26 protein-coding genes are annotated in these 26,433 nt (G+C 65.1%); 16 read left to right on the top strand and 10 right to left on the bottom strand.

The window, feature by feature from the left end; all coding sequences use genetic code 11:
• The coding region (locus tag AC1D34_RS16405) for a beta-barrel domain-containing protein (RefSeq protein ID WP_476824748.1) at positions 1–175 on the top strand (175 nt) is incomplete at its 5' end.
• Positions 176–274: 99 nt separating this feature from the next.
• On the opposite strand, the gene AC1D34_RS16400 is transcribed toward AC1D34_RS16405, so the two are convergent.
• Positions 275–967 (bottom strand): LuxR C-terminal-related transcriptional regulator, encoded by a 693-nt coding sequence (locus AC1D34_RS16400; RefSeq protein ID WP_441488826.1) that lies wholly within the window; start codon positions 965–967, stop codon positions 275–277.
• 647 nt (positions 968–1,614) lie between these two features.
• Here AC1D34_RS16400 and gspD point away from each other — a divergent pair.
• The 10 genes from gspD (at position 1,615) to AC1D34_RS16350 (ending at position 13,515) form a co-directional block, all read left to right on the top strand.
• Positions 1,615–3,657 (top strand): type II secretion system secretin GspD, encoded by a 2,043-nt coding sequence (gene gspD, locus AC1D34_RS16395; RefSeq protein WP_476824747.1) that lies wholly within the window; start codon positions 1,615–1,617, stop codon positions 3,655–3,657.
• 51 nt (positions 3,658–3,708) lie between these two features.
• The gene (locus AC1D34_RS16390; RefSeq protein ID WP_476824746.1) at positions 3,709–5,463 is read left to right on the top strand and encodes a GspE/PulE family protein; all 1,755 of its coding nucleotides are present in this window, start codon (positions 3,709–3,711) and stop codon (positions 5,461–5,463) included.
• A complete protein-coding gene (locus AC1D34_RS16385) occupies positions 5,460–6,680 on the top strand; it encodes a type II secretion system F family protein (protein ID WP_476824745.1) in 1,221 nt (406 codons plus the stop codon). Before AC1D34_RS16390 ends, AC1D34_RS16385 begins: the two co-directional genes overlap by 4 nt.
• Positions 6,677–7,135, top strand: coding sequence for a pilus assembly FimT family protein (locus AC1D34_RS16380; RefSeq protein WP_441488822.1), 459 nt, complete (start codon positions 6,677–6,679; stop codon positions 7,133–7,135). The genes AC1D34_RS16385 and AC1D34_RS16380 overlap by 4 nt, the downstream gene beginning before the upstream one ends.
• Entirely contained in the window at positions 7,116–7,547 is a 432-nt protein-coding gene (locus AC1D34_RS16375) for a type IV pilus modification PilV family protein (RefSeq protein WP_441504843.1), read from the top strand. Before AC1D34_RS16380 ends, AC1D34_RS16375 begins: the two co-directional genes overlap by 20 nt.
• Before the next feature lie 50 nt (positions 7,548–7,597).
• The gene (locus tag AC1D34_RS16370) at positions 7,598–8,176 is read left to right on the top strand and encodes a hypothetical protein (protein WP_476824744.1); all 579 of its coding nucleotides are present in this window, start codon (positions 7,598–7,600) and stop codon (positions 8,174–8,176) included.
• A gap of 291 nt (positions 8,177–8,467) precedes the next feature.
• Positions 8,468–10,870 carry a multicopper oxidase domain-containing protein gene (locus tag AC1D34_RS16365; protein WP_476824743.1) on the top strand — a complete coding sequence of 801 codons (2,403 nt, stop codon included), beginning with the start codon at positions 8,468–8,470 and terminating at the stop codon, positions 10,868–10,870.
• 67 nt (positions 10,871–10,937) lie between these two features.
• On the top strand, positions 10,938–11,909 hold the full coding sequence (locus AC1D34_RS16360; RefSeq protein WP_441488818.1) for an SCO family protein: 972 nt from the start codon (positions 10,938–10,940) through the stop codon (positions 11,907–11,909).
• Positions 11,910–12,102: 193 nt separating this feature from the next.
• Positions 12,103–12,969 carry a hypothetical protein gene (locus tag AC1D34_RS16355; protein WP_476824742.1) on the top strand — a complete coding sequence of 289 codons (867 nt, stop codon included), beginning with the start codon at positions 12,103–12,105 and terminating at the stop codon, positions 12,967–12,969.
• A 24-nt stretch (positions 12,970–12,993) separates the two neighbouring features.
• A complete protein-coding gene (locus tag AC1D34_RS16350) occupies positions 12,994–13,515 on the top strand; it encodes a prepilin peptidase (RefSeq protein WP_441488816.1) in 522 nt (173 codons plus the stop codon).
• A gap of 56 nt (positions 13,516–13,571) precedes the next feature.
• Here AC1D34_RS16350 and AC1D34_RS16345 read toward each other — a convergent pair whose 3' ends face one another.
• From AC1D34_RS16345 to gspG, 4 genes are read right to left on the bottom strand one after another with little or no spacing between them, the layout of a single operon-like run.
• Positions 13,572–14,123: a hypothetical protein gene (locus tag AC1D34_RS16345; RefSeq protein WP_441504840.1), complete on the bottom strand. Its 552-nt coding sequence runs from the start codon at positions 14,121–14,123 to the stop codon at positions 13,572–13,574.
• A complete protein-coding gene (gene gspM / locus AC1D34_RS16340) occupies positions 14,108–14,668 on the bottom strand; it encodes a type II secretion system protein GspM (RefSeq protein ID WP_441504839.1) in 561 nt (186 codons plus the stop codon). The genes AC1D34_RS16345 and gspM overlap by 16 nt, the downstream gene beginning before the upstream one ends.
• Position 14,669: 1 nt before the next feature.
• A complete protein-coding gene (locus AC1D34_RS16335) occupies positions 14,670–15,767 on the bottom strand; it encodes a PilN domain-containing protein (protein ID WP_476824741.1) in 1,098 nt (365 codons plus the stop codon).
• Positions 15,764–16,423 carry a type II secretion system major pseudopilin GspG gene (gene gspG / locus AC1D34_RS16330; protein WP_476824740.1) on the bottom strand — a complete coding sequence of 220 codons (660 nt, stop codon included), beginning with the start codon at positions 16,421–16,423 and terminating at the stop codon, positions 15,764–15,766. The genes AC1D34_RS16335 and gspG overlap by 4 nt, the downstream gene beginning before the upstream one ends.
• 392 nt (positions 16,424–16,815) lie before the next feature.
• Here gspG and AC1D34_RS16325 point away from each other — a divergent pair, with 392 nt between their 5' ends.
• Positions 16,816–17,373, top strand: a complete 558-nt coding sequence (locus tag AC1D34_RS16325) for a peptidylprolyl isomerase (protein WP_441488811.1) — start codon at positions 16,816–16,818, stop codon at positions 17,371–17,373.
• A gap of 110 nt (positions 17,374–17,483) precedes the next feature.
• Here AC1D34_RS16325 and AC1D34_RS16320 read toward each other — a convergent pair whose 3' ends face one another.
• From AC1D34_RS16320 to argH, 4 genes are read right to left on the bottom strand one after another with little or no spacing between them, the layout of a single operon-like run.
• Positions 17,484–18,314: an ABC transporter substrate-binding protein gene (locus AC1D34_RS16320; protein WP_069877090.1), complete on the bottom strand. Its 831-nt coding sequence runs from the start codon at positions 18,312–18,314 to the stop codon at positions 17,484–17,486.
• 21 nt (positions 18,315–18,335) lie between these two features.
• On the bottom strand, positions 18,336–19,115 hold the full coding sequence (locus tag AC1D34_RS16315) for an amino acid ABC transporter ATP-binding protein (RefSeq protein WP_476824739.1): 780 nt from the start codon (positions 19,113–19,115) through the stop codon (positions 18,336–18,338).
• Positions 19,112–20,005, bottom strand: coding sequence for an amino acid ABC transporter permease (locus tag AC1D34_RS16310; RefSeq protein WP_476824738.1), 894 nt, complete (start codon positions 20,003–20,005; stop codon positions 19,112–19,114). The genes AC1D34_RS16315 and AC1D34_RS16310 overlap by 4 nt, the downstream gene beginning before the upstream one ends.
• The gene (argH, locus tag AC1D34_RS16305) at positions 20,002–21,417 is read right to left on the bottom strand and encodes an argininosuccinate lyase (protein WP_441488808.1); all 1,416 of its coding nucleotides are present in this window, start codon (positions 21,415–21,417) and stop codon (positions 20,002–20,004) included. The genes AC1D34_RS16310 and argH overlap by 4 nt, the downstream gene beginning before the upstream one ends.
• A gap of 97 nt (positions 21,418–21,514) precedes the next feature.
• Here argH and AC1D34_RS16300 point away from each other — a divergent pair, with 97 nt between their 5' ends.
• Together AC1D34_RS16300 and AC1D34_RS16295 are read left to right on the top strand one after the other, a co-directional pair.
• Positions 21,515–22,060, top strand: a complete 546-nt coding sequence (locus tag AC1D34_RS16300; RefSeq protein ID WP_476824737.1) for a LysR family transcriptional regulator — start codon at positions 21,515–21,517, stop codon at positions 22,058–22,060.
• Positions 21,970–22,368 carry a LysR substrate-binding domain-containing protein gene (locus tag AC1D34_RS16295; RefSeq protein ID WP_476824736.1) on the top strand — a complete coding sequence of 133 codons (399 nt, stop codon included), beginning with the start codon at positions 21,970–21,972 and terminating at the stop codon, positions 22,366–22,368. The genes AC1D34_RS16300 and AC1D34_RS16295 overlap by 91 nt, the downstream gene beginning before the upstream one ends.
• Before the next feature lie 37 nt (positions 22,369–22,405).
• Here AC1D34_RS16295 and AC1D34_RS16290 read toward each other — a convergent pair whose 3' ends face one another.
• The gene (locus AC1D34_RS16290; protein ID WP_476824735.1) at positions 22,406–24,286 is read right to left on the bottom strand and encodes a TRAP transporter large permease; all 1,881 of its coding nucleotides are present in this window, start codon (positions 24,284–24,286) and stop codon (positions 22,406–22,408) included.
• 215 nt (positions 24,287–24,501) lie between these two features.
• Here AC1D34_RS16290 and AC1D34_RS16285 point away from each other — a divergent pair, with 215 nt between their 5' ends.
• Positions 24,502–25,215, top strand: a complete 714-nt coding sequence (locus AC1D34_RS16285; protein ID WP_441488805.1) for a spermidine synthase — start codon at positions 24,502–24,504, stop codon at positions 25,213–25,215.
• 45 nt (positions 25,216–25,260) lie between these two features.
• Complete coding sequence (locus tag AC1D34_RS16280; RefSeq protein ID WP_476824734.1) at positions 25,261–26,418, top strand: winged helix-turn-helix domain-containing protein; 1,158 nt, start codon at positions 25,261–25,263, stop codon at positions 26,416–26,418.
• The last annotated feature ends 15 nt before the right edge of the window (positions 26,419–26,433 follow it).

Raw genomic sequence — 26,433 nt, 5'->3', positions numbered from 1 at the left:
TTTCTACACCGGCGAGATCCAGATCGACGGCGATCTCGTCGCCGCCCTCGGCGACCGCAAGCTCCAGCCCGGAATGCCGGTCGAGGTCTTCATCACCACCGAGGAACGCACCGCGCTCTCGTTCCTGACGAAACCCTTCGCCGACCACGCCAACAGGATCTTCAAGGAGAGGTGAAACGGAGCCGACACGAGGGGAGGGGCGTGGCAATGCTTCAGACAGGCGTGGCCCGTGGCCACGATCCCATCAGGGCAAGGCGCCTTGCCAAGCCTGCTTCTAACCGAACGGCCCTGACAGGGTGTCATTCTCGATATCGCCACGCAGTGCAGCTGCCTGGCTGAGACCTTGCACGGCAATGACGGCCTCCAGGCGATTGCGGGCGTGGAGCTTTTGCATCAGCAGCGTCATGTAGCCCTTCACGGTCCTTTCGCTCAGCGACAGGGCGCTTGCGATCTCCCTGTTTCGCTTGCCGCTGGAAAGCAGCCTGACGATCTGATGTTCCCGGGCACTGAAGTTCGGCATGGGCGCCGGTCGCGTGTTGACGGGCTTGTGTTTCAGGGCGCCGATGATCCGGGCTGCGAATGAGGGGGAAATGAACACCTCGTCGCGGCGTATTGCATCGATCGCCGTACAGAGTTCATCCGTCGAGCTTGATTTCAGCACGAAGCCGCTGACACCCGCATCAAGAAGCGCGATGGCGAGATTGGTATCGGTCGAGGCGGTGAAGACCAGGACCTTCATTGCTGGCCAGCCCGAGAGAACTTCCAGAAGCGCGCGGAAGGCGTCTCCGGGCATATTGAAGTCGAGGATCATCGCATCGGGGCGGTGATCGGCGGCGATGGAGCGGATGTGCCCGACAGTGGAGCCCATCGCGCTCAATGCCAGGCCGGGTTTGCGCCGGACGAGCGCAGCCATGCCCTCCAGGAGAAGAGGGTGGTTGTCGATGATGGATATTCTGTATTCGGCCATTGATGTTCCCCTGAGGCTGCGGAGAAATCAATTTTTGTGTCTATGAATATTTGAGTGTTGAGAATTTTGTCTGGATTTTGGGGGCGAATGAATGGGCGTCTCTGCGCATGATCGTTCGAATGATCGAAGCGTGGAGCTGAATTTCACGCCGTCTTGTTGTTGGGAGGATTGGCGGCGAAGGGCGGTCTCTCAAGGAGTTTGCTCCGCAATCTGGCCCTGCACGCGCCCATCTGCATGACCAGCCTGCAGAGTACCATGTGGCAGCGGCCCCACGAAGCGACGTTTCAGCCTGCAGAAGACGATGCAAGCCTGCCGTCGCGGCTGCAGTCCAGTCCGGCCGTCGGAGTTGCCAATGCGTCGGCGAGCCGAGGTTTCGTCCGGTCATCTCTTCTACTGCGGATTCCCGGTTACTGTCTCATATTTGTCTTCGCGTGCTTGGTGTGGGTTGCCTGCAGGGAAATCGGCCGAAGAGCCCATGAATACGGCTCGGGGGCACTGTTGCGCAGACGCTTATTATCCAAGGAATAAGATCACGCCCGATCGAATTTAATTGGAATCGAACGAATCGTTCGCCAGGCGCCGGGCCGGCGCAAGCCGGCACGGTTTTTTCGGGCGGCGAGTTCACTGGCAATCCCGACCGGTCTCGGATGCCGAGCGCTCTTCCGCGAGAATCCGGCGGCCAGACCTATACGCTCAATCTCGTCGATGCCTCGGTCACCGAAGGTGCGAAGGCCGTATTGGGTGACATCTTCAAGACGAGCTTCACCGTCGATCCGAAGATCGAGGGGCGGATCACGATTCAGACGACCAGGCCGGTCGACAGCGCGGGCATCGCGGAACTGTTCGAGGCATCCCTGCGGACTGTGGGCGCCGCGATTGTCCAGAACGGCAACATCTATCGKGTGGTCACGGCTGACCAGGCCGCGATGGGGGCGAGGCTCGGCGGCTCGGATGGCGGCCAGCAGATCGGAAATTCGGTCAAGGTCGTGCCGATGAGGTACATCGCGGCGACTGAAATGAAGCGCATCCTCGAGCCGATCGTGTCGTTCGGCGGGGTGGTGCGGGTCGATACATCCCGCAATGCGCTGCTGATCTCGGGCACGGCCCAGGAAATGAGCTCCATCGAGGAGGCTATTTCGGTCTTCGACGTCAACGCCATGAAGGGTATGTCGTTCGCGCTCGTCCCCGTGCGAGGCGGCGAACCCGATGCCATTGTCGATGGGGTCAACCGCATCTTCGCATCGAACGCCGAAGGCGCGATGAGCGGCATGGTCCAGCTCGTGCCGAATGCGAAGCTCAAATCCATCCTGATCATGGCGAGGCAGCCGCAATATCTGCGCGAGGCCCAGCAATGGGTTCGCCGCCTCGACGATCAGGCGGCCGGGCCGCAGCGCGAAATCCACAGCTACGTGCTCCGCAACCGGCAGGCCAAGGAACTCGTGGAGGTCCTGAACTCGATCTTCGCCAACGAGGTGACCGGCGGCGGCGATGCTGGCAGGCGCGGCGGGCAGAGGGTGCGCAGCTCCGAGCCGGATGCCGCGGCTGTGCCGGGCCAGCTGGCCCAGGCTACGGGTTTCTCAGGTGGCGGCGCGGGCGGTGACCGCTTCTCGGGCGCCTTTGGGGGCGGTGCGCCCCGCCGCAGCTTCGATATGTTCTCGGGCCTGCCCATTGGCGGTTCGACCCTGGCCACGGGAGGGCAGGAGAATGGTGCTGCCGCCGAAACGGCCGCGACGGGATTCGGAGCGAATGGACCGGGCGGCGAGCCGCGGATCAAGGTCGTGGCCGATCCCGCGCAGAATGCGCTCCTGATCCTCGCCTCTCAGGAAGACTACAAGCGGGTGGCCCGGGTCATCGCCAATCTCGACATCGTTCCCAATCAGGTCCTGATCGAGGCGACGATCGCCGAGGTGACGCTGAACGACGACCTGAAATTCGGTGTCCGCTGGTTCCTGCAGAACCAGCGGGGCAATCAGACGGGCACCTTCACCAATGCGATCGACGGGGCCATCAGCGCCGCGTTCCCGGGCTTTTCCTACGTTTTCAGGGCCGCCCAGGCCAATGTTACGATCAATGCGCTCGCCCAGGTCGGGCGGGTCAATGTGCTCGCTTCGCCGAGCCTGATGGTCGTCGACAAGAAGACCGCAACCTTGCAGATCGGCGATCAGGTGCCGATCACGACCCAGTCGGCGGTGAGCGTGCTGACGCCCGGAGCCCCGGTCGTGAACTCGGTTTCCTACAAGGACACCGGCGTGATCCTCAACATCACCCCGCGGATCAACGAGTCCGGTCGCGTCCTGCTCGATATCGAGCAGGAGGTCTCGACCGTGCAGCGAACCACCACCTCCGGCATCGACTCGCCCACATTCGGGCGCCGGCGGGTGCGCACTACCGTTGTCGTCAACGACGGCGAGGGCATCACCCTGGGCGGCCTGATCCAGGACAGGACATCGCGGGTGGCGACGCAGGTTCCGGTCCTTGGCGATATCCCGCTGTTTGGCAATGCGTTCAAGGACAAGCAGGATCTGGTCGAGAAGACTGAACTCGTGATCATGCTGACGCCGCGCGTCGTGCGGGACCTGAACGAGGCGAAGGCGGTCACCGACGAGTACCGGCGCAAGGTCGAGGCCTTTGCCCCGGTTCGCAATCCCGGTCGGGTCGTGATCCAGAACGCCAAGCGCGTGCTACGATGACACGGAGATCATCTGGGCGATCTCCGGCACTGGGCTTCCCATGGAGGGAGCATGACCGAGCACGCTCGAACCGCGCTGGCAGAGAACGATCCGCATAGCCGATCGTTCTCGGATAAATTCGGAGCCTTCCTGCTGTCGCAGGGGCTTCTCGACGCGACATCGATAGGCCGCGCCCAACGCGCCGCGGCGACTGCCGGAGATCGCTTCGATCTCGTCCTTGCCAAGCTTGGCATCATGTCCGAAGCGGATCTCGCGCTCAGCCTCGCACGCTATCTCGGACTCCCGCTCTACGCGCCTGGTGACGAGAGCCTGCAGCCGCTTCTCACCGAGAAACTGCCGCCCTCCTTCGTGATCCAGAACCGGATTCTGCCGATCCGGCTGGAGGCGGGTACGCTGACGCTCGCCGTCGTCGACCCGCTAGACCAGATGCCGCTGGATTCGGTGCGCTTCGTCGTCGACCACCCGATCCGCCACGAAGTCATCACGCTTGCCGAGTTCGAGCGTCTCGCAGCGGTACTCTATGGCGAGATGAGCGCTGCCGAAGCGCTGGCGACACCTGTTCACGCGGGCGAGGATCCCAGCGAACACGACCTGCAGCGGTTGCGAGACAGCGCCAGCGAGGCGCCGGTGATCCGCCTTGTCAACCAGATCATTTCCGCTGCGGTCGATGCCCGCGCCTCGGATATCTATGTCGAACCGATCGGGAACGGGCTCTCCGTCCGGTACCGGATCGACGGGATGCTGCGCGTCACCGAAGAGGTGCCCGCGCGGCTGCGGGCCGCCGTCATCTCGCGCATCAAGATCCTGGCGAGGCTCGACATTGCCGAGCGCCGCCTGCCGCAGGACGGGCGCATCAAGCTCGCGATCCGCGGCAATGATATCGATTTCCGCGTCGCCACCATCCCCACCATCGACGGTGAGACGGTCACGATGCGCGTGCTCGACCGCAGCCGGGTCAAACTCGACTTTTCGAGCCTCGGCTTCGAGCCGGCACAGATCGCGGTGCTGCACAAGGTCATGGAGCAGCCGAACGGGATCATCCTCCTCACGGGGCCGACCGGCAGCGGCAAGACGACGACGCTCTACACCATGCTGAAACACGTCAATCGCCCGACGGTGAAGATCTTCACCGTCGAGGACCCGATCGAATATCAGCTCGCGGGCATCAGCCAGGTGCAGGTCCAGCAGACCATCAACCTCGATTTCCCGGCCTGCCTGCGGGCTATCCTGCGGCATCACCCCAACATGATCATGATCGGCGAGATCCGTGACACGGAGACCGCCCGGATCGCGGTGCAGGCGTCGCTGACCGGCCATCTCGTCTTCTCGACCTTGCACACCAACAGCGCCGCCGAGACGGTGACGCGCCTGATCGACATGGGGATCGAGCATTTCCTGCTCGGCTCGACCTTGCGCGGGATCATGGCCCAGCGGCTGGTGCGGCGCTTGTGCACCTCCTGCGCAGAGCCGCACGAGGTCGCGCACGAGATCTCGGAGCAGCTGACTGAAACGGTTCCGGCACTTCGCCAACTCGGCCCCGCGAAACTGCTGCGGCCCCATGGCTGCGAGAAATGCGGCTTCAGCGGGTTCCGCGGCCAGCTGTCGATCGCGGAGCTGCTGGTCGTCGACGATAGCGTGCAGCGGGCGATCCTGCAGCGCCTGCCCGCGATCGAGATCGAACGCATGGCGCGCAGGGCTGGCGGCGGATCGATGTATGAGGACGGCGTCGCCAAGGCCTGGCGGGGTCTGACGACGGTCGAGGAAGTGCTGCGCGTGACGACCGCGCTGACGGTGGAGCAGCCATGAGGTTCCACTTCGAGGCATTCGATGGGGCGGGAAACCTCATCGAGGATGATGTCGAAGCCGCGTCGACCGACGAGGCGCGAGACATCATTCGCGCTCGCGGTGTCACCCCCTACGAGGTTCGGGCCTCGGGGGGAGGGGATTTCCTGTTTCGCGAGATCAGCCTGGAGCGCGGCTCGCGGCGGGTCAACGACGCGCAACTCGCGCGCCTGGCTCGCGATCTTGCTGTGCTCCTGCAGGCCGGCTTGCCGCTCGACACCGTCTTGCGCATCGCCTCGACGACCACGGAAGAGCCGCGGATGCGGGCCCTCGCGCTTCAGTTGATGGAAGGGGTTCAGCAGGGCTCGATGCTTGCGGAGATCATGGAGGGAATGCCGGGCCGCTTCCGGCCCGAATATATCCGCATCGTTCAGGCGGGCGATGTCGGCGCCGATCTCGGCGGCGCCATGCAGGAACTGGCCGAACTGCTTGACCRGCGGGTCGAGATCAGGAGCCGGATTCGCTCCGCCATGGCCTATCCGGCCCTCCTGGTCTGCCTTGCCGCGGTGTCGATCTCGATCGTTCTGGGATTGCTGGTCCCGGCGGTGACGCCGCTCTTCCTGGAGAACGGCATGCCGCTACCCACGGTCCTGGCGGCCATGGAAGCGGTTCGGCAGAACGGGGCGTGGATCCTGGGCCTTGCCGCCGCGATACTGGTCATCGGTGGGTTGGGCATCCTCGCGGCCCGGCGGAGTACTGCGCTTCGGATCAAGCTGGACAGACTCTACCTGTCTCTCCCCGTCATCGGGCGCATTGCGGAACTCCGCGAGGCGGGGCGCTTCATGCGCACGCTTGCGACCCTGGTCAAGGCCGGTGTCCCGCCGCTGCAGGCGCTTCAGGCCTCCTGTCCCCTCGTCAGGAACCAGCATACGCGCGAGCGGCTTGACCGGGCCGTCACGGATGTTCGGGCAGGCGTCAGCATCGGCGAGGCGGTCTCGGCAGCCGAGGCGCTGCCCTCTGTAGCTCAGCAGATGATCACGGTCGGCGAAGAAAGCGGCCGTTTGCAGGACATGCTGCTGCGCGCGGCCGTGATCCTCGAGCGCCAGGAACAGGTCCGGACCTCCCGCGCGCTCGCGGCGCTGACCCCGGTCATCACGATTTTCGTTGCAGGCATGATCGCGGTCATCATCTTTTCGGTGATGGGAGCCGTGCTCTCGATCAATGAACTGGCATTGCGATGACCAGGACACGGCGCGCCATCCCTGCCAATGCGGGCTTCACGCTCATCGAGGTGCTGATCTGCATCGCCATCCTGAGCCTTGCGGTGACCATGGCGGCGCCTCTGCTCAGGCGTACGCCGTCGCAGGCACAGGTGACGGCTGACGCGACCCGCCTGGCGGCTGCACTCCGGGTCACGCGCGCTGCCGCCATGGCGCAGAGCCGGGACATGCTCTTCCTGATCGATGCGGACCGGCGTATCTACGCCTCACCCGTGATCGGGGAAACGCAGATGGCGCCCCATACCAGCATCGACATGGCGCTGGCCGAGGCGGAGCGCCGCTCCTCCAGTGTCGGCGGTATCCGCTTTCTGCCGAGCGGGCGTTCGACCGGCGGCGACATCCATTTGCAGCTGAGCCAGGTCGCCGCGCGCGTGCGGGTCAGTTGGGCCACCGGCCATGTCACGCTCGATCAATAGCGCCAGGCGCAGGGGCCTGAGCGGCGGCGGCGAGGCCGGCTATACGCTGCTCGAGTTCCTGGTCGCCTTCGCGATCCTGGTGGTCGTCCTGGCCGCCCTCCTGACGGCGTTTGCCGTCGCGATGCGTGGCGACCGTCAGGCGAGCTTCCTCACTTTCGCGACGCTGCTCGCCAAGAGCAAATTGGCGTCGGCCGGACAGGACTTCCCCTTGAGGCCGGGAGCGACGGCTGCGAGGTTCGACAATGGTTATGAATGGCGCGCCGTCGTGCGCAGCTACGGCTCGGTCAGGCTGGGCGAGAACCGGCAGGTCGAGAGCCTGTGGGTCGATGTTACAGTCTCCGACCCCGCCAGCAATGGCACTCGCTCGGTGACCTTGTCGTCCCTCGAAATCGCGCCAAGGTCAGGGCCATGATGAGAAGCACACCTTCCGGAGCCCGGACCGGTGGCTTCATCCTTCTCGAGGTGCTGGTCGGGCTGATCCTGCTCTCCCTGACGCTCGGGCTCTTTGCCCTGATGCTGGGTTTTGCGAGCAGGGTCGCCGAGGCTGGGCGGCTGCGCGACCGCGGCGCCGAGATCGCCATCGGGGCTGCCGCAATCTCCGGCTGGCTGGCCGGTGCGCTGCCCCTCATTCAGCCGCGTGCGACGGAGCGGCCGCTGGTGATGTTCGAAGGTCTCGCCGACAGGGTGTCTTTCGTCACCTTGAGCAACGGAGACGCACAGCCAGGGGGAATACTTGCGATCACGATTGCGAGTGAGAACACAGGTGCCCAGGGCGCCGGCGCCCTGGTTTTCGGCTCATCGCTCATGTCGATTGGTGCCGGCGCGTTGTCGGCCCAGAACACGGGAGAGGTCCTTGCACGCGGCGTGGCTTCGGCAACATTCAGCTATTTCGGCTCGCGGGAAGAGGGTTCCCCCGGGCGTTGGCATGATGAATGGAGAAATTCCGAGCGGCTGCCGCGTCTTGTCAGCCTACGTGTCAGGGTTATCGTCGAGCGTAGGTTTGAAGATTTTGAGCTAAATTTTCCTATTATTACAGAGTGATATAATTGTATTTGTATTATTATCGAAAGAACTTGTTGCGATATTCATATGTGTTGTAGGTCTTATTTTTATTTTTTTGATTTAATTCTGCGTCGTGAGCGGTTTTGCAATCTGACGGTTCTGTAGAACCGTCTCGCTGTGATAGCATTTACGCGAGAGAAGAGGGGACTACGACCAAGGTCACGGACTTTGGTTCCATGCGCGGACCGACCTTCGCCCCTTCAGTTGCTTCCTCCTGAAAACTAGAATTCCTGCGATATTTTGCACGTTTTCAGCTCGGGGGAGGCGGTCGTGTATCTTCCACGCGAAACCACTGGCATCCGGTTGAGAGAAGCTCAGCGAGCCCTCGAGAACCGGCTCGAGATCGTCAAAGCCCTCTCGCTGGGCGAAATCACCAAACGCGACCTGCTGCGCTGGGGCTTTTTCACCGCCGGCGGGTTGCTGGTAGCGAAAAACGGGCTCAGTCCCTTCGCCAAGAGCGCCTATGCCCAGGTCCCGACCGGGGCGCCACGCAGCCCCACCTTTGGCGCGGTCAGGTATCACGACGCCATGCGGCGGCCCGAAGTCCAGAAGCCTGTGCCGCTTCTGCGTATGCCCAATGGCGATGCCGCCTGGCAGTTCGCCTCAGGAGGCCAGGAGCCGCCTGCCAAGAATTTCTCGTATCACACCGATTTCAGCAATTCCCGTGGCGCTGCCTACCGCAATCCGGTGACCGGAGTCGGGCCCATGGAAGGGCGTCCGCCAGGCGAGTTCTTCGCCCATCAGCGCTGGGAGGAACTCTATCCGAAGCAGGGCTATCTGCTGTCGCTAGGGCAGGCTCGAGTGGGCAACAGGTTCTGCGATGGCATGCCCGACCAGAACCCGAACGCGATGTGGAGCTTTGGCCCTCGGCAGCCAGGACAGGCAGGCAATATGGCCGGCACACGCAACGGTCTCGGCATGCCGATCCTGATCAAGGCGCGCTATGGCGAACCGGTCCTCACCCGGATGTACAATGATCTCCCGGTCGACCGGGCGGCGAATGGCGGCTTTGGCCGGAACGAGGTCTCGATCCATTTCCACAACGCGCATAATGGCGCCGAGAGCGATGGCGCCTGCAACGCCTTCCACTTCCCCGGCACTTTCTATGACTATCACTGGGGAATAACCATGGCCCGGCGCGACATGCCGAGCCTCTGGCCGACGGGCGACCGCGACTATGTTCGCAAATGCTCCGGCCCCGACGACGGCGATGGTCTCGTCCCCGTTCCCGGAGATTTCCGGGAAATCCAGGGCAGCCTCTGGTTCCACGATCACCGCTTCTTCTTCACCGCCGAGAACGTCCACAAGGGCATGTTCGCGGTCTGCAATTTCTACAGCGGGCCCGACCGCGGGCGGGAGGATCTCGACGACGGCATCAATCTTCGATTGCCGAGCGGCACGCAGCTGAAATGGGGCAATCTCGACTTCGACGTTAACATGGTCATTTCGAACCCGGCCTTCGACACCGATGGCCAGTGTCGGTTCGACATCTTCGACACCGACGGCTTCCTTGGCGACATGCTCTGCGTCAACGGCACCTATTATCCGCATTTCGAGGTGCTGCCGCGGCGCTACCGCTTCCGCTTCTTGAATGCGTCCATGTCGCGCTTCATCAAGCTCGCTCTGGGCGTGAACAAAAGCGCGCGGTTCTCGCAAGGCACGAAGGTGCCGTTCTACTTCATCGCCAATGACGGCAACCTGGTGGTCAACCCGATTCTGCTCACCGAACTGGACGAGCAGGGCGTTGCGGAGCGCTACGACATCGTTGTCGATTTCTCGGCCTTTGCGCCGGGCGACAGCGTCTTTCTGGTGAATCTGCTGGAGCAGACCGACGGGCGCAAGCCCAAGGGCGCCGTCTCCATGGACAAGGCCTTCAAAGGCAGGGATGACGACCCCTGCGTTGGTCCAATCCTCGAATTCAGGGTCGTCAGCCAGGTCCAGAGCGTCGACAATCCCGGCAAGGTCTACAATGCCAATAATCCGATCGACAAGGATCGCAGCGCCAACTTTGCCGATCCCGAGTGGAGAACTGGGGTCAAGACCCTGACCACCCAGATTCCGATCGTCGCGCCCGTTCGCGAGCGGGTGATCGAGTTTGGCAGGTCGGGGGATGGCGATTCACTCGGGGCGGACGGGCAGTGCACACCCGATTGCGGAGACACCAAGGCCTTCCCCTGGAGTATCAAGGTCAACGGCCAGTCGGCGCACTCGCTCAACGCCAATCGTATCTCGGTCCTGATCCCTAAGCCGGGCSAGGTTGAGCACTGGACGCTCGTCAATGGTGGCGGGGGGGGGGACCATCCCATCCACCTCCACTTCGAGGAGGGGGTCACCATGGATCGTGGAAACCTCTCCATTCCAGATACGGAGCGGTTGGTACGCAAGGATGTCTGGCGTCTGCGTCCTTCGGGGAGGGTGAAATTCCAGGTGCGCTTCGGTGAGTTCGGCGGCGCCTATGTGAACCATTGCCACAACACGGTTCACGAGGATTTCGCGATGCTGCTGCGCTACCAGCTGCTCACCCCGCCGCCAGGCGACCCCAACTACAAGGGGCAGCCGCAATATGTGCCGACGATGACGCCGATCCCGACACCCAATGGCGTCGTCTGGAAGCAGCCCGAAATTCTGCCTGAGGGCGATCCCAGGGTGGTGAAAGTCGCTTCCAAGACCTGAGCGGGCGTCTGCGCCCCGAGAAGGTGGGCCGAAGTCGAGACCGCATTCGTTACTAAAGGGGCCGTTCATGCTCAGACGACTTTTTGCGATCAGCGCCATACTCGCACTGTTTGGAAGTGTCGGCGGCAGCATCGCGGCCCCTGGTGGCTCGCCCTGGGGGCCAGGGTACCTGCCCAACGTCCCCGTCATCACGCAGGACGGCAAGACTCTGCGATTCTACGATGACGTGATCAAGGACAAGATCGTCGTCGTCAGCTTCATCTACACGACCTGTCGAGACATCTGCCCTGTGATGACGGCGCGCCTGGCGCAGGTGAAGGACAAGCTCGGCGATCTCGTGGGCAGCCGCATCTTCTTCGTCTCGATCAGCATCGAGCCGGAAGTCGACACCCCCGACAAGCTCAAGAATTATGCGGAGGTGTTCCAGACCGGACCAGGATGGGTCTTCCTCACCGGCAATGCCGCGGACATCACCGTGCTCCGGCACAAGCTTGGCGAGCGGAGCCGCAAGGTGTTCGAACATCGCAGCGATATCATGCTGGGCAACGACGTGACCGGCGAGTGGGCCAAGGATTCGGCCTTCAGCGACCTCAACACGCTCGCCATGACGATCAAGTCTATGGATCCAGATTGGCGCAACCAGATGGGGAAAGCCGAGACCGTCGCAACAGATGGTGTTGCCGCGCGCGGCGAGCGTCCCATTGCGGCGACCTCGACGGGATTGCCTGGCCAAGCCCTGTTCATCAAGGCCTGCGCCGCATGCCATACCATCGGCAGCGGCAAGCGCGTCGGCCCCGATCTCCAAGCGCTCACTGCGCGGCGGGATCGCGACTGGATCGTGAGCTACCTGATGGAGCCTGACCAGATGCGGGCGAAGAAGGACCCGATCGCGCTCGAGCTGGCGGGAGCCTACAAGATCCGCATGCCGACGCTGGGACTGTCGAAGAATGATGCGGCGGATCTGATCGCCTATGTCGACGCCATGTCCTATGTCTCTGCGTCGAACAAGAAGGCCCCCCCTGCGGGGCATCGTCACTGACCTGCATCCTGCGTGCCGGTGGTTGCCTGCCGATGGCCGGCAACCACCATTCTCGCTTTGGGAATGACATTTCCCGAGGGCAGCGCCACAGTCCCTGGGTCCTTGCCTTGGATTCGGGCGGCAGATGATGAGAGCACGGCCGGGCTGCTATCTCCATAGCCGGCCTGCGGGAAGCCCGAGGCCAGCGGACTGCGTGGAAAGCCGCAGCGACAGCGGTTTTGCGCTGCTCGTCGTGATCTGGGCGACCGGGATCCTTGGCCTGCTGTTCATGACCTACATCGTGGCGGCGCGCTATCGCGCCATCGAGGCCGCGAGCCTGTCGCAGCATGCCCGCGCCGAGGCCATGGCGAATATCGGCATCAAGATCGCGATTCTCGATCTTCTCTCCGGCACCTCGCAGGGCAAGGCTCGCAGCGGCCGCTTCGGTTCTGACGGGACGCCTGTGGGCTGCAGCTTGGGCGACGGCTGGACATTGGCGATTTCCGTCGCGGACGAGGGCGGCAAGGTCGATTTCAACACCGCAAACATGGAACTGGTCGATGCGCTCATCCGCGGCGTGAATGCCAACGGCGAGGCGGCAGCCATGATCGTGCGGAACATCAGGGGGTTGCGCGAGCTCTCGCAAGACACTGGCAGCGCGGCATCAGGGAGTTCGTCCTCGGTGCGGGCGTKGAAGTCCGTGTTCGAGCTCAATCAGATCCCCGGTATGAGCCGCGATCTGTTCCGGGCGCTGCTTCCCTTGATGACGGTCAATTCCGGCAGCACCGGCTTCGACCCCACCGTCGCACCGCTGCAATTGCTCGTGGCCCTGGCGCCGGGGGGCGCCGCCTTGTCGCGGGAGGTGGCGCGACGGGATCTGCCGGCCCTCTACATCTCCGAAACGGCAGGCAGGGCTTTCCTGATCGGGAGCGAAGCGCTGACCGGCTCCGGCGTGCGCTTTGCGCGCGACGCCATCGTCGAAATCTCGCAGGACCTGCCCACGGGCTATCGTATCCGCGAATGGCGTGAAGGGGCGGCGCGTTCGGATACCGACGCTGGCGGGCGGTTGCCGCCATGCTGAAACATCGTCCGTAAGGGCCTGCGCATGCCGGATCTCGCTCACCTCGCGGCACTCGCGGTTCTCGTCGGGCTGATCTGCTACGCGGCCGCGGTCGATCTCCGGCAGATGATCATTCCCGATCCGGTCAACCTGGCGATCTTCATATCCGGGATCGCGGCATCTTTCCTTCTCGGCGTCACCGGTCCAGCCTCGGCGTTCGCCGGGGCTGCGCTCGGGGGAGGTGGTCTCTGGCTCGTGCAACGGGCCTTTCGGGCCTATCGCGGCTATGACGGCCTCGGGCTCGGCGACGTCAAGTTCGCAGCCGCCGCAGGGACCTGGACCGGCATGGAAGGCCTCGCCATCGCGCTCGTCCTGGCTTCGCTCTCGGCCTTGCTCTACCTGCTGGCGCGCCGCCTCGTCGATTCCAGCTTCGACGCCCGGCAGCCAATGCCCTTCGGCCCGTTCCTGGGGGTGGGTGTCGTGTCTGTCACCGGCTTCGCAATCCTGACCGGGGCATCGGTGGCCGAGACCATCGATGCCTGGTTATGGCGGTTGCACGGCGGCTAAAGCATCGGCCCGAAAAGTGGATTGCGGTTTTCGGCAAGGTCGGTCCATCTGAGCGCTCAACGCGTCATCGTGGCCGGCTGGCCCTGCGCGCGGGCATGGAGCGGCAGCGTCACCTGCCGTGCTCCACGGGCCAGCGTCACCATCTCCGGATTGATCGATGCGACGACCCAGCCCTCATCGGTCGCTTCGCCCAGGGCGAACCATCGCCCGGCTTCGCGCAGCTGTCGGCGCAGCAGCGCCTTGCTCAAGCCCGAGGAGACGACGACGCCACCGATCAGATAGCTCGGTGGTGGCTCAAAGACCGGGCTCGCGACCGGCTCGGGCATGGGAGCCCTGGCGACGAAGCTTGCCGGTGGCCGCCTGCTGGAGGAGAACAGCGGCCTCGCATTCACCATGTCGGGCTGATAGCGCGGCGTTTCCGCCGGCGGAGCGAGGGCGTCGCTCGTGATTGATGCGGCCTTCGTCACCGCCGAAGCGGGCGGAGGCTCGATAGGGTCCGCCAGGCTTCGCCAGCCGAAATTCACGGCGACGGCCGCCATTGCGGCGAGTCCTGCGAAGCCTGCAGCCTTGGCGAGGCCAGCCCCGCCGATGCTCAGCCCTTTGACCATCGCGTCACCCCATAGATCTCGATCGTGACGCCCAGTTTGTTGTCGCTGGCCTCCGCCTCGCTCGGTGCTGTCAGTTTCGCGTTCCGGATGAAGAGAAACGAGGGACCGTCTTCGAGGCTCGACAGAACCTCGGCCACGCGCGGCGTCGCTGCGGTGAACTCGACCCTCGCTCCGATCATGCGATGTCCGGACCAGTTGCGCGGCGGCAAGGTCGTCACCGAATTGAAGCTCACGGCGTGCTGATCGGCGACCTCGCGGAGCCGGGTCAGCAGGTCGGCCGTCGAAAGGCTCTCGGTGTCACCCTGGAGAAAGCGCCGCCTGGCCCCGTCGACATCCTCCGGGCGCAGCGCGGATAGCGACTGCCTGCGCGCGACAGCCGAGCCAAGATGCTCGATCATGACGGCGTTCTGGGTGATCTGGGTTTCCTGGACCCTCAGGATCTGGAGCGCGGGGTCGATCACGAACAGGTAGATCCCCGCCAGGATCAATCCGTTCGCGGCGATGAAGGCGGAGAAACGGGTCCAGCTCTTGATCTGTCGCCACATTTCATTTGCCCTCCTCGGTTGGGAGACGGGCCTTGCGCAGGGTGGCGCGGAGCGAGAAGTTCTCCTTGCCTGTGGCCCGGTCGAAGACCAGTGGCCCGGAAAGGGCCGCATTGTGCAGGATCGGCGATTCCTCCAGCAGTTTGATCAGGGCCGGAGCCGCATCGGAATAGCCGGTCGCGCGCAGATTGGCGCCGGTGATCTCGAGTTCCGTCAGGAAGGTTGAATCGGGAAGGATGCGGGACATCTCGTCCCAGACCTGGACGATGCCAGGTATGCTCCGCTGCGCTGTCAGCCGCGAGACGTCGTCGGCGAGCCCAAAGACGGATCTGAGGCTTTCCGTCGACTGCTGGGCGGGTCCCGAGATCTCGGCAATCTCCGCTTCCATGCTCTTCAGGAGCTGGGCCTGCCGCCAGGCGAGGACGAGATACCCGGTTACTGCGCCGAGCACCGTGAGCAGCACGAGCGCGATGGCGATCCGCTTGAACCAGGGGGAGGGTGTGTGTGGCTTCTGCGCAAATGGGACGGATACCGGGGGCAGGCCTTCGAAGGCGGGCCCCTCCAGCGTCGCGATCTCGGAGGGAGCGGCGGCAAGGCGCGCCAGCATCTGATCGAGCACCGCGCGGGGAAGCAGAAGATAGCGCAGTTCGAGCTTCCCGGCGGCTGCTCCCCTCAGATCATAGCCGACAAAGATGTCCTCGGGCTTGAGCGGTGTTTTCCGCGCGATGTGCTCCCGAACGATGCCTTCGGCCCGCGTCTGGGCGCGCCGCGGGATGACGAGCGACTGGGCGATGGCCTGAGGAGCCGAGAGCACGAGCCGGATTCGGCTGCTGGGTGCGAAGGAGGCCGCCTGCTCCTTGCAGCGGTTGAGCACGCTGCGGCTGTACTGCGCCCAGTTCGCGCGCTCGGCAATCAGCTCCCGGCCATCCGGCGCAAAGAGCGTGATGGTGACATGCTCCTCGGCAGGGACGATGACGAGCCGCAGGAAGCGGTCGGGCGCGGCCCATCTGYGGAGCGTATCGGGAAGAGAGGCCCGTAGCTCCTTGGCCCAGAACTCCGCGAGGGAGGCGATCCCTGAGCTCAGCCGACGGGAGCCGGTCATCGGGTCACGTTCCCGCGTGTCGCGGAAAGCTGCCTTTGCGCCAGGCTGTCCTCGCCTCCGCCCGGCCGGTCATTGCCGGCAATGGTGATCGCGAAACCGCGCCCATCATTCTGCACGGCATAGCCATAGGGCCTGCCCCACGGGTCGCGCGGAACAGTCGAGCCCTTGAGATAGGGGCCGTTCCAGGTTCGCAGATTCGACGGTGCGGCGACCAGAGCCTGGAGACCCTCCTGTTCCAGCGGGTAGCGGCCGTTGTCGATGAAGAACAATTCCACCGCGTTCGAGAGCGTCGTCGCCTGGATACGCGCGGTCGAGACCTTGGCATCGGTGAGATAGCCCACGACACKCGGGCCGATCAGGCCGACGACCAGGCCGATGATGCTAAGGACGACGAGCACTTCGACGAGGGTGAAGCCGGCCTGGCTCCGTCCCTTGTGCTGATGGCGGGTTGCCGCGACCATGCCACGCGATGACTGGTGCGGCAGGCCTTGCGATGTCGGGGGCTTGAGGCGATGCGGTTCCCGCTGATCCTCGCGTCCCGCAAGCTGAACCGCCGCCGGCATGCTTGCCGATTGCGTTTCCGGTCGCCAGCCAGGCCGCAGCTTCGCTGCGCTGGCGAGCATGGTGGCACGCATGCTGTCTGTCATCTTGGTCATGCCATTCCCCGCAGTCGAAGCCAGGTCCGAGGACGTCTATGGCGGGGACGCCGCCACGACGATCAACCTGGCGCACGGGCCGGGGAAACGCCTCGATGCACCGGGACCAGGCCCGGCGGAGGCTGTTCGATGCTTGAGGAACAGGCGCCGTATCACGTCGAGCGCTCCCTTCCGTGGTCCTCCATTATATCCCTCCTCGCCAGCGGTTTGGAACGGACCTTGGTCTGACGAGCTCGCCTCGTGGCCACCCTAGAAACGTCGGATGAAGCGCCCGCCCAACCCGGCGGKACCAATGGTTCCGGCGGACAGGCCTCTGCGCGATACTGGCGCCCGGATTGAGTCGTCTGGCCGCGCCCACGCAGCTCGACGGGATTTCAGCAGGGCAGAGAGCCATGGCAGGTCAGATGTTCGATGACGCGCCCGTACAGGTCGAGGTCGAGACGCCGGAGGGGGCGTTCCTTCTCGCCATCGACGTGGCGCGCGCGCCCCTGACCACCCGGAATTTCCTCGCCTATGTCGATGGCGGGCTCCTCGACAATGCCTCGGTCTATCGGATCGTGACGCTGGCCAACCAGCCGCCAGCGACGGTACACAAGATCGAGGTCATCCAATGGGGCTGGCCGGCGCCCGCCGACGAGCGCGAGCCACCCTTTCCGCCCGTGCCGCATGAGCCGACGTCGGTGACCGGGCTGCGGCATCTCGACGGCACGCTCTCGCTGGCGCGGCTCGCGCCAGGCACCGGCGGCCATGGCTTCTTCATCTGCGTCGGCGACCAGCCGGAACTGGATGAAGGCGGCGGCCGCAACCCGGACAGGGCGGGCTTTGCGGCCTTCGGCAAGGTGATCGCAGGGCGCGACGCGATTCAGCGGATTTTCGCGCGGGCCGAGCCGGTCGAATATCTGGAGACGCCGATCCGGATCCTGCGCGCACGGCGCCGGATACAGTCCTGAACGCGGCATGCTGCCATCAAAGCAGATCGCCCCGCGAACTGGGTWCGCGGGGCGATCGTGGACTGTTGTCCGACCTGACCATGCAGGCCTCGGACATGGGCTGATGGGGCTTACTCGCCCTGGTTCATCACGATCGGCTTCAGCACATTGCTGGGCAGGCCGTATTTGGCGATCAGCGCGTCATAGGTGCCGTTCGCTTGGAGACGATCGAGCGCACCCTTGACCGCATCGCGCAGCTGCGTGCCTTCGGCGGTCTTCGGGAAGGGGATGCCGGTCAGCGAACGGGTGAAGGGCGTGCCGAGCGGGACATAAGTGTTGGGCTCGAGCTTCTGGTTGTGGCTCATGGTCTCGCTGCCCTGGACACCGCCCTGCAGGCGCTGCGTCTTGAGCTGCGTGCGCGCATCGACCGAACCCTCGGTGCCGACGACGTTGATCGCGGGCTTGCCCTTGGCGACGCAATTGGCCTCGCTCCACTCGCCGATCTGGCGGGGCCAGTTAGTCGAGCGGCTGGCGCCGACGCTCTTGCCACAGAGGTCCTCAGGCGTCTTGATCGAGCCGGCAAGCGCGGTGACGGTGTAGAACTGGGCGCCCGAGACCATGTAGTCGATGAAGTCGGCAGTCTCGCGACGGGCCGGCAGGTCGCTCATGCCGGCCATGACCATGTCGACGCGGCCGGTATGCAGCGACGGCAGCATCTGGGCGAAGGCGGTCTCCTGCCACTCGGCCTTGACGCCAAGTTCCTTGGCGATGGCCTCGCCGAGCTCGTAGTCGAAGCCGGTCATCGTGTTGGTGGCCGGGTCCTTGTAGACGATCGGCGCATAGTTCGGCTGGGTCGCGATGATGATCTTGCCGGCGGTCTTGATGCGCTCCGGCAGGGCCTGGGCCTGGGCGGACAGCGCGGTGGCGGCGAGCAGCGTCGCTGCCAGGGTGAAACGAAGCATCGGGTTCTCCTTTTTGACCGATTATTTCAGAACGGCGGCGATGAAGTCGCGCGTGCGGGCCTGTTGCGGCGCCACCAGAACGGCATTGGGCGGGCCGCGCTCGACGATCTCGCCCTTGTCCATGAAGACGACATCGGTTGCGACCTCGCGGGCGAAGCCGAGCTCATGCGTGACGACGATCATCGTCATGCCGCTGGCCGCGAGATCGCGCATCACGGCGAGCACTTCGCCGACGAGCTCGGGGTCGAGCGCCGAGGTCGGCTCGTCGAACAGCATCAGCTTCGGCTTCATCGCCAGCGCCCGGGCGATCGCGATGCGCTGCTGCTGGCCGCMGGAGAGCTCGATCGGGTAGGCGTTGCGCTTTTCGGAGAGGCCGACGCGGGCGAGCAGCTTCTCGGCTTCGGCGATCGCTTCCTGGCGTGGGCGCCTCAGCACCGTGACCGGGCCCTCGATGATGTTCTCGAGCACCGTCATGTGGTTGAACAGGTTGAAGCGCTGGAAGACCATGCCGGTCGAGAGGCGCTGGCGCGCGATCTCGGCGTCGCTCAGTTCATGCAGCTCATCGCCCTTGATGCGAAAGCCGATCAACTGGCCATCGACCCAGATCGCGCCCTGGTCGATTTTCTCGAGCTGGTTGATGCAGCGCAGCAGGGTGCTCTTGCCGGAGCCCGACGGCCCGATGATGCATTGCACCGTGCCAGGCGCAATGGTCAGCGAGACATTGTTCAGCGCGCGCAGGTCGCCGAAGCGCTTGGTGACGTTGGCGGCGGCGACGATCGCATTTGCAGGGGAGGCGTTCATGCTCCGGCCTCCTCGACGATCTGCGGCTTGGCACGGCGGTCGCCGCGCCCCTTGGAGAAGTAGCGCTCCAGGAAGAACTGGCCGATMTGCAGCAGCGTGACGACGATCAGGTACCAGCCGGCGGCGACGATCAGGAGCTCGATGACGCGGGCATTGGCATAGTAGATCGTCTGCGCATTGCGCAGGATCTCGGAGAACTGGATCACGCTGGCGATCGAGGTCAGTTTGACCATGCTGATCACCTCGTTGCCGACCGGCGGGATGATGACGCGCATCGCCTGCGGCAGCACGATCCGCCTCAGCGTCGTCAGTCGTGTCATGCCGATCGACTTGGCGGCCTCGGTTTGCCCGACATCGACGGAGAGAATGCCGCCACGCACCACTTCGGCGGTGTAGGCGCCCTGGTTCATGCCGAGCCCGAGCAGCGTCGCCATGAAGGGGCCAATGATGTCGATGGTGCGCCACTCGACCAGGCCGGGGATGCCGATCGTCGGGAAGACCAGCGCGAGGTTGAACCAGAGCAGGAGCTGCAGCAGCAGCGGCGTGCCGCGGAAGAACCAGATGTAGAACAGCGCGACGCCGCGCAGCACCGGGTTCGGCGACATGTACATGATGGCGAAGATGACGCCGAGCGCGATGCCGAGCGCCATGGCGCAGACCGTCATGATGATGGTGTTGACGAGCCCGCTCAGGATTGCGGGCGCGGTGAAGAACTGCCCGACGACCTTCCAGTCGATCTGGCCTTCGGCGAAAGCCTTCATCACCCAGGCCAACACCAGAATGATGAGCGCGGCAGCGACCCAGCGCCCGTAATAGCGGCGCGGCACGAGCTTCAGCCCGGCGATCCCGGCAAGGTCTCGCCCTATTCCAATTCCGACTGCGCTGGTCATCGCTGCGCTCCGCGGGTCCAAACGTCAAAATCCGCGAGCCAGATGCGGAACCGGCTAATCTGCTCGGCGACGCGCGCTGGCGCGGTGCCGCCAAAACCGCTGCGGGCGGCCACCGCGGCATCAAGGGTGAGACAGGCCCTTACATCCTCACCGAGGCGCGGATCAATGGCGCGGAGCTCGATCGGCTCGAGTTGTTCGAGCTCGCGCCCCATTTCCTCGCAGTAGCGGACCAACGTCCCGGTGATCTCGTGAGCTTCGGCAAAGGGCACGCCCTTGCGCGCGAGATAGTCGGCGACCTCCGTCGCCAGCGCGAAGCCGGTGCCGGCCTGCGCCCGCATCACCTGCGGATGCGCTTCCATGCTGGCGATCAGTCCGGCGAAGGCCGGCAGCACTTCGCCCAGCACGTCGACGGCATCGAACGCGGCGCGCTTGTCCTCCGCGAGGTCGCGATTATAGGCGAGCGGCAGGCCCTTGAGCGCGCCGAGCATGGTGACGAGGTCGCCGGTCAGCCGCGCCGCCCGGCCGCGCGAAATCTCGGCGATATCCGGGTTCTTCTTCTGCGGCATGATCGACGAGCCCGTGGCGAAGGCGTCGTCGAGCGTGACCCAGCCGAACTGGCGCGAGGTCCAGAGCGTGACCTCTTCGGCCAGTCGCGAGAGATTGGTCGCGAGCATGGCGGCGACGAACAGGAATTCCGCGACATGGTCGCGCGCACCGACGGCATCGACCGAGTTTTCGCAGGGCGCGTCATAGCCCAGTGCCTTGGCGCTGAGTTCGGGCGTCAACGCGATCGCCGAGCCGGCAAGCGCCGCCGCGCCGAGCGGCGACTGGCCGGAACGGCGCTCCCAATCCTGGAGGCGCGAGGCGTCGCGGGCGAGAACCTGGCCATGCGCCATCAGCCAATGGCCGAATGTCACGGGCTGGGCGCTCTGCAGATGCGTGAAGCCCGGGCAGACCGAGGCGGCGTGGGTGTCCGACTGGGCCGCGATGGCGTCCAGCAGTTCCACCAGCATGGCGCCGATCAGGCGAACCTGCTCGCGCAGATAGAGTTTCAGGTTGTTGGCCGCCTGGTCGTTGCGCGAGCGGCCGGCGCGGAGCTTGGCCCCGGCGTCGCCGATCCGGGCGATCAGGACGCGCTCGACGAAAGTGTGGACATCCTCGTCATCGGCGCTCGGGCTCAGGGTCCCGGCCTGGACCTCCTGCGAGATGGCTTCGAGGGCAGCAATGATCGCCTCCATTTCGGCGGCCGTGAGCAGTCCGGCGCGCAGCAATTCCGCTGCATGGGCCTTGCCGCCGGCGATATCCTGGGGGGCGAGACGGGCATGGGCGCTGGCGGCGCTCGAAAGCCGCATCAGCCGCGGATCCGGCTGCTTGCGGAAGCGGCCACCCCACAGGCGTGTCGTCTGGTTCATCGCTCTCCCCTTTGGTCTTTTGCAAAGACTGCCCCTTGACCCGTCAGCCAGCAAACGAAACGATCTCCGAAGGGTAGTCCAAAAAGGAATAGCTATTGTGGCCGGCAATCGCCTCCCGCCATCGACGACCGGACTCAGGGTTTTCCTCGCGGTTGCGCGGCTTGGCTCGACCGCGAAGGCGGCCGTCACGGTCAATCTGACGCAGAGCGCCGTCTCCAAGCAGATCCAGGCGCTCGAGGAGCATCTGGGGACGACGCTGTTCGAGCGCACGCCGCAGGGGCTGAAGCTGACGGAAGCGGGCTCCATCTATAACCCCTATGCCGAGGCTGCGATCGAGCAGATGGAACGCGGCGCGCGGCGCCTGAGCGAACGCGCCGCCCAGGGGCGGCCGATCCGCCTCCACATGATCGCCATCGCCGGGGAACGCTGGCTGATGGAGCGCTTTCCGGTCTTCGCCCAGGCCCATCCCGAGATTGACGTGCAGTTCACCAATTTCGTCAGCGAGGAGGAGACGGAGGAGCCCGATATCGACATCGGCTTCAGCATTTCCAGATGCCGACCTTCTGGGCCGAATTCACCGAGACGCATGGCCTGCGGGGCGCGGTTCCCGCGCATACCGTGCGCTACGGCTACTATTCGGTGATCATCCGCGCGGCGATGGCGGGGCTCGGCGTCGCGCTGGCGCCACGCTGCTATGTGGCGGAGGAACTGGCTTCGGGCGCCCTGATCAACCCGCTCGGTCTCGGCTTCGAGAGCGCAACCGGCTGCTGGCTCACCTTCAGCCCCAACACCGAGCACAGGCCGGGCTTCGAGGCGCTCGTCGCCTGGCTGCGCGAGGAGGCGGCGATCTTCGAGGCGGCGACGCTGGCCAAGGAGGCCAATGATGCGTCGGCCGTCGCCGCCAGCACTGCTCCGGTGCCCCGGCAGGCAAGACGCAGCAGCGCGTCCTGAGCCGCGCTTCCGTCCCCGATGGCCTGCAGGATCAGCGCTACAGGAAGCCCGTCGAGATCCACGGCACAGCGGCGACGATCACGAGGCCGATGAGCAGGGCGAGCATATAGGCTCCGATATATTTCRGGCCCTCGTCCGGGTTGACCTTGCTGATCGCGCAGGCGCCGTAATAGCCGACGCCGAAGGGCGGGGCGAAAAGGCCGATGCCCATCGCGAGCACCACCACCATCGCGTAATGGACCTCGTGCACCCCGACCTGCTTGGCGATCGGGAAAAGCAGGGGGCCAAACAGCACGACAGCGGGGATGCCTTCGAGCACGCTGCCGAGGATGACGAAGGCGAGGATGGAGATCGCCAGGAAGCCCCAGGTGCCGCCGGGAATCGCAGACATCATGCGGGCGAGATCCTGCGAGAAACCCGATTGCGTCAGGCCCCAGGCCATGGCGGTGGCGCAGCCGATGATGAAGATGATCGCGCCGGTCAGCGAGGCGGTATCGACCAGCATCTTCGGCAGGCGCCGCCAATCGAACTGGCGGTAGAGCAGCAGGCCGGCGAGCACGGAATAGGCGATGCCGATGGTCGAGACTTCGGTCGCCGTGGCGACGCCCTCGACAACCGCGGCGCGGATGACGAAGGGCAGGGCGATGGCGGGCAGCGCGATCAGCGCGAGCTTGCCGATCTGCCGGCGCGACTGGCGCACGACATGGCCGAGATCCTCGTGGCGATAGCGCCATCTGACGACGCAGCAGAGTGCGACGCCGAGCACCATTGCCGGCAGCAGGCCGCCGGTGAACAGGGCCGCAATCGAGACGCCGGTGACCGAGCCGATGGTGATCAGCACGATCGAGGGCGGGATCGTCTCGGTCTGCGCGCCGGTCGCCGAGAGCAGGGCGACGAGATCGCCCGGCGCCGCGCCGCGCGCCTTCATTTCGGGGAAGAGCACCGGCGCGATCGCGGCCATATCGGCGATCTTCGAGCCCGAGATGCCGGAGACCAGATACATCGCGCCGATCAGCACATAGGACAGGCCGCCGCGGACATGGCCGAGCAGCCCGGCCAGGAACTCGATCATGGCACGCGCCATGCCGGTCATCTCGATCAGCGCGCCAAGGAAGATGAAGAGCGGCACGGCGAGCAGCATGATGTGGCTCATGCCCTCATCGAGCCGTCCGACCATGACGATCAGGGGGGTCGAAGTCGTCAGCGCGAGATAGCCGAAGGTCGCCAGCGCAAAGGAGAAGGCGATCGGCACGCCGGAGAAGACGTTCAGCGCGACGACGCCGACGAAGAAGATCACCAGGTTGAGTTTGCCGAGCGGCTTCAGGACGGGGCCGGCAAGCCAGAACAGCAGCAGGAGGGCGGCCGTCAGGGCAATCGCGATCAGGGCCGGCTTGAACGAAGGCAGGCGCAGCATCCGGCAGAAGGCGACGACCAGCATCAGGCCGATACCGGCCGGGATTGCGGCTGCGCGCCAGGCATTGGTGATTTCGAGCGCCGGAGTGACGATGAACGCCTCCTCCTCGGCATACTCGAGCGCATGCGGCAGGAGCAGCAGCAGGAAGGCAATGCCGGCGGTGATCGCCAGCGCCTCGAGGCAGGCCCGCGTCTGCGGGCCGACACGGCTGACCAGGCCGGTCATGCGCATATGCTCGCCGCGCCGGAGCGCAACCACCGCGCCCAGCATGGAGAGCCAGAGGAACAGGATCGAGGCCAGTTCGTCCGACCAGACCAGCGGTGCATGGAAGACGTAGCGCGCCGTGACGCCGGCGCCGAGCAGGCCGATCTCGATGACGACGAGCACGGCCACGACCAGTTCGACCAGCCCGCCGACGCTGCGGTCGACGAGGCCGACAGCGCGGCCGAGGCCGCTGGAGGGCCGGATGGCAGGCGCTTGCGACGCTGCGGCCTGAAGCTCCATGACGTTTCTTCCAGTCGTTGTTTTCGTGCCTTATAGGCGTGCGCGTGGCATCAGGCGAGCGCGATGGCAGCCGCTTCCCGGGCAACGGGTATTCGCTGGAGTCCGGCCTGAAACTGGCGAATCCACGGAGCGGGAATTGCGCAGCCGGCGCTGCTATGCTGTTGCGGGCGGCTGCTACCCCAGAAACCCTGCCGCCCCAGAAGCCGAGTGAACCCGTGATTCCCTGGATCCAGATCGATACCGCGACGATGCCGGGTGGCGGCGGCGAAATCCGCCTCAAGCAGCGCGGTGCGGAGTTCTCGATCATGCTGGGCGCGATCGAGCTGATGAACAGCCGCCTCAGCGGCTCGGAGGAGGCACTGGCAACGCTGGTCGCGGCGCGTCTTGCCGGCCGGCCGGAGCCCCGCATCCTGATCGGCGGGCTCGGCATGGGCTTTACCCTGCGCGCGGCGCTGGCGGCGTTCGGGCAAGGCGCGCAGATCGTGGTCTCGGAGCTCGTGCCGGCCGTCGTCGCCTGGGCCCGCGGTCCGATGGCTCAGGTCTTCGGCGATTGCCTCGCCGATCCCCGTGTCACCATCCGCGAGGAGGATGTCGCACGGACGATCGGCGCCGCTCCCGCGGCGTTCGATGCGATCCTGCTCGATGTCGACAACGGCCCGGAGGGGCTGACGCGCCGGGCGAATGACGATCTCTACGACATGGCGGGCCTCGCCGTCGCACGCGCAGCCCTGCGTCCTGGCGGCGTCCTCGCCGTCTGGTCGTCCGGTCCCGATCATGGCTTCACCCAGCGCCTGCGCAAGAGCGGCTATGCCGTCGAGGAGGTGAAGACGCGCGCCAACGGCAAGCGCGGGGGCGCAAGGCACGTGATCTGGCTCGCGACCGGTCCGGGTGCCGCCCAGTCCGAGCGCGCGCGGCGGGCCGGTTCATGATCGCTCCTGACAGGAGGGCGCGCGCAGCGTCGCTATAGATCCGACATGCCGAGACGTCCGCCAAAACCCCTCTCGATCAGCCCGTCGCAGGCCCGCCGGATCTGGCTACGCGCCCAGCGGCTCGATACGCTCGCTCCCTTTGGCGACGGCTCCGAAGCCACGCCGGCGGCGGTGGACCATCTCGGCTATGTGCAGATCGACACGATCAACGTGGTCGAACGCTGCCATCATCACATCCTGTGGACGCGCATTCCGGACTATCAGCGCGCGCATCTGCGCCAGGCCCAGAGCATCGACAAGAGCGTCTTCGAATACTGGACGCACGCGCTGGCCTATGTCCCGACCCAGGATCTGCGCTTCTTCCTGCCCGAGATGAAGCGGCGGCGCGAAAACCCTCCGAGCTGGTTCAATTCGGTGACGAACGAGGACCTGCGCAAGGTCATGGGCCGCGTTCGGCGCGATGGCGCGCTCTCGATCCGAGACATCGACGATGATGTGCTCATCGAGAAGGATCATGCCTGGGCGAGCCGCAAGCCCTCGAAACGCGCCCTGCAGCTCGCCTTCTTCAGCGGTGCGCTGACGATCTGCGAGCGCGCCGGCATGCTGAAGAGCTACGAGCTTCCGGAGCGGCATTTTGGCTGGGAGCGCGCCCCACGCCCGGCGACCGAGAAACAGGTTCTCGACTATCTCCTCGACCGGGCCTTGCGATCGCAGGGCATCGTCAGCCTCGACTCGGTCTGCCATCTCGACGCGCCGCGCAAGCCCGCGATCCGCGAGTTGATCGAGACGAGGCTACGCCGCAGAACGCTCGTGCCTGTCACGATCGAAGGGGYGGGAAAGCAGGAGCATTGGGCGCAACCCGCCATGCTCGAACCGACGCCGGCACCGGATGCCGAGCTGGTCCATATCCTTTCGCCCTTCGATCCGCTGATCATCCAGCGCAAGCGGCTGAAGCTTTTCTTCGGCTACGATCACCTGTTCGAGGCCTATGTGCCGAAGGAGAAGCGGGCGATGGGATATTTCGCCCTGCCGGTTYTGGTCGGCGACGAGATCGTCGCGGCGATCGACCTCAAGGCCGATCGCGCGAACGGGACGCTTCTCGTCCAGCAATGGAACTGGGTCGGCAAAGGCTCTCCCGAGCGGCACAAGGCGGCCATCGAGGACGCGTTGCACCGGTTCGAGCGCTTCCAGCTGGAGACCTGATCCAGCTGGCTCAGG

Source organism: Allobosea sp. P1_A7 (assembly GCF_056406775.1).
Note: the sequence above shows the minus strand (reverse complement) of the source record. Positions and strands in the feature narration are given on the sequence as shown.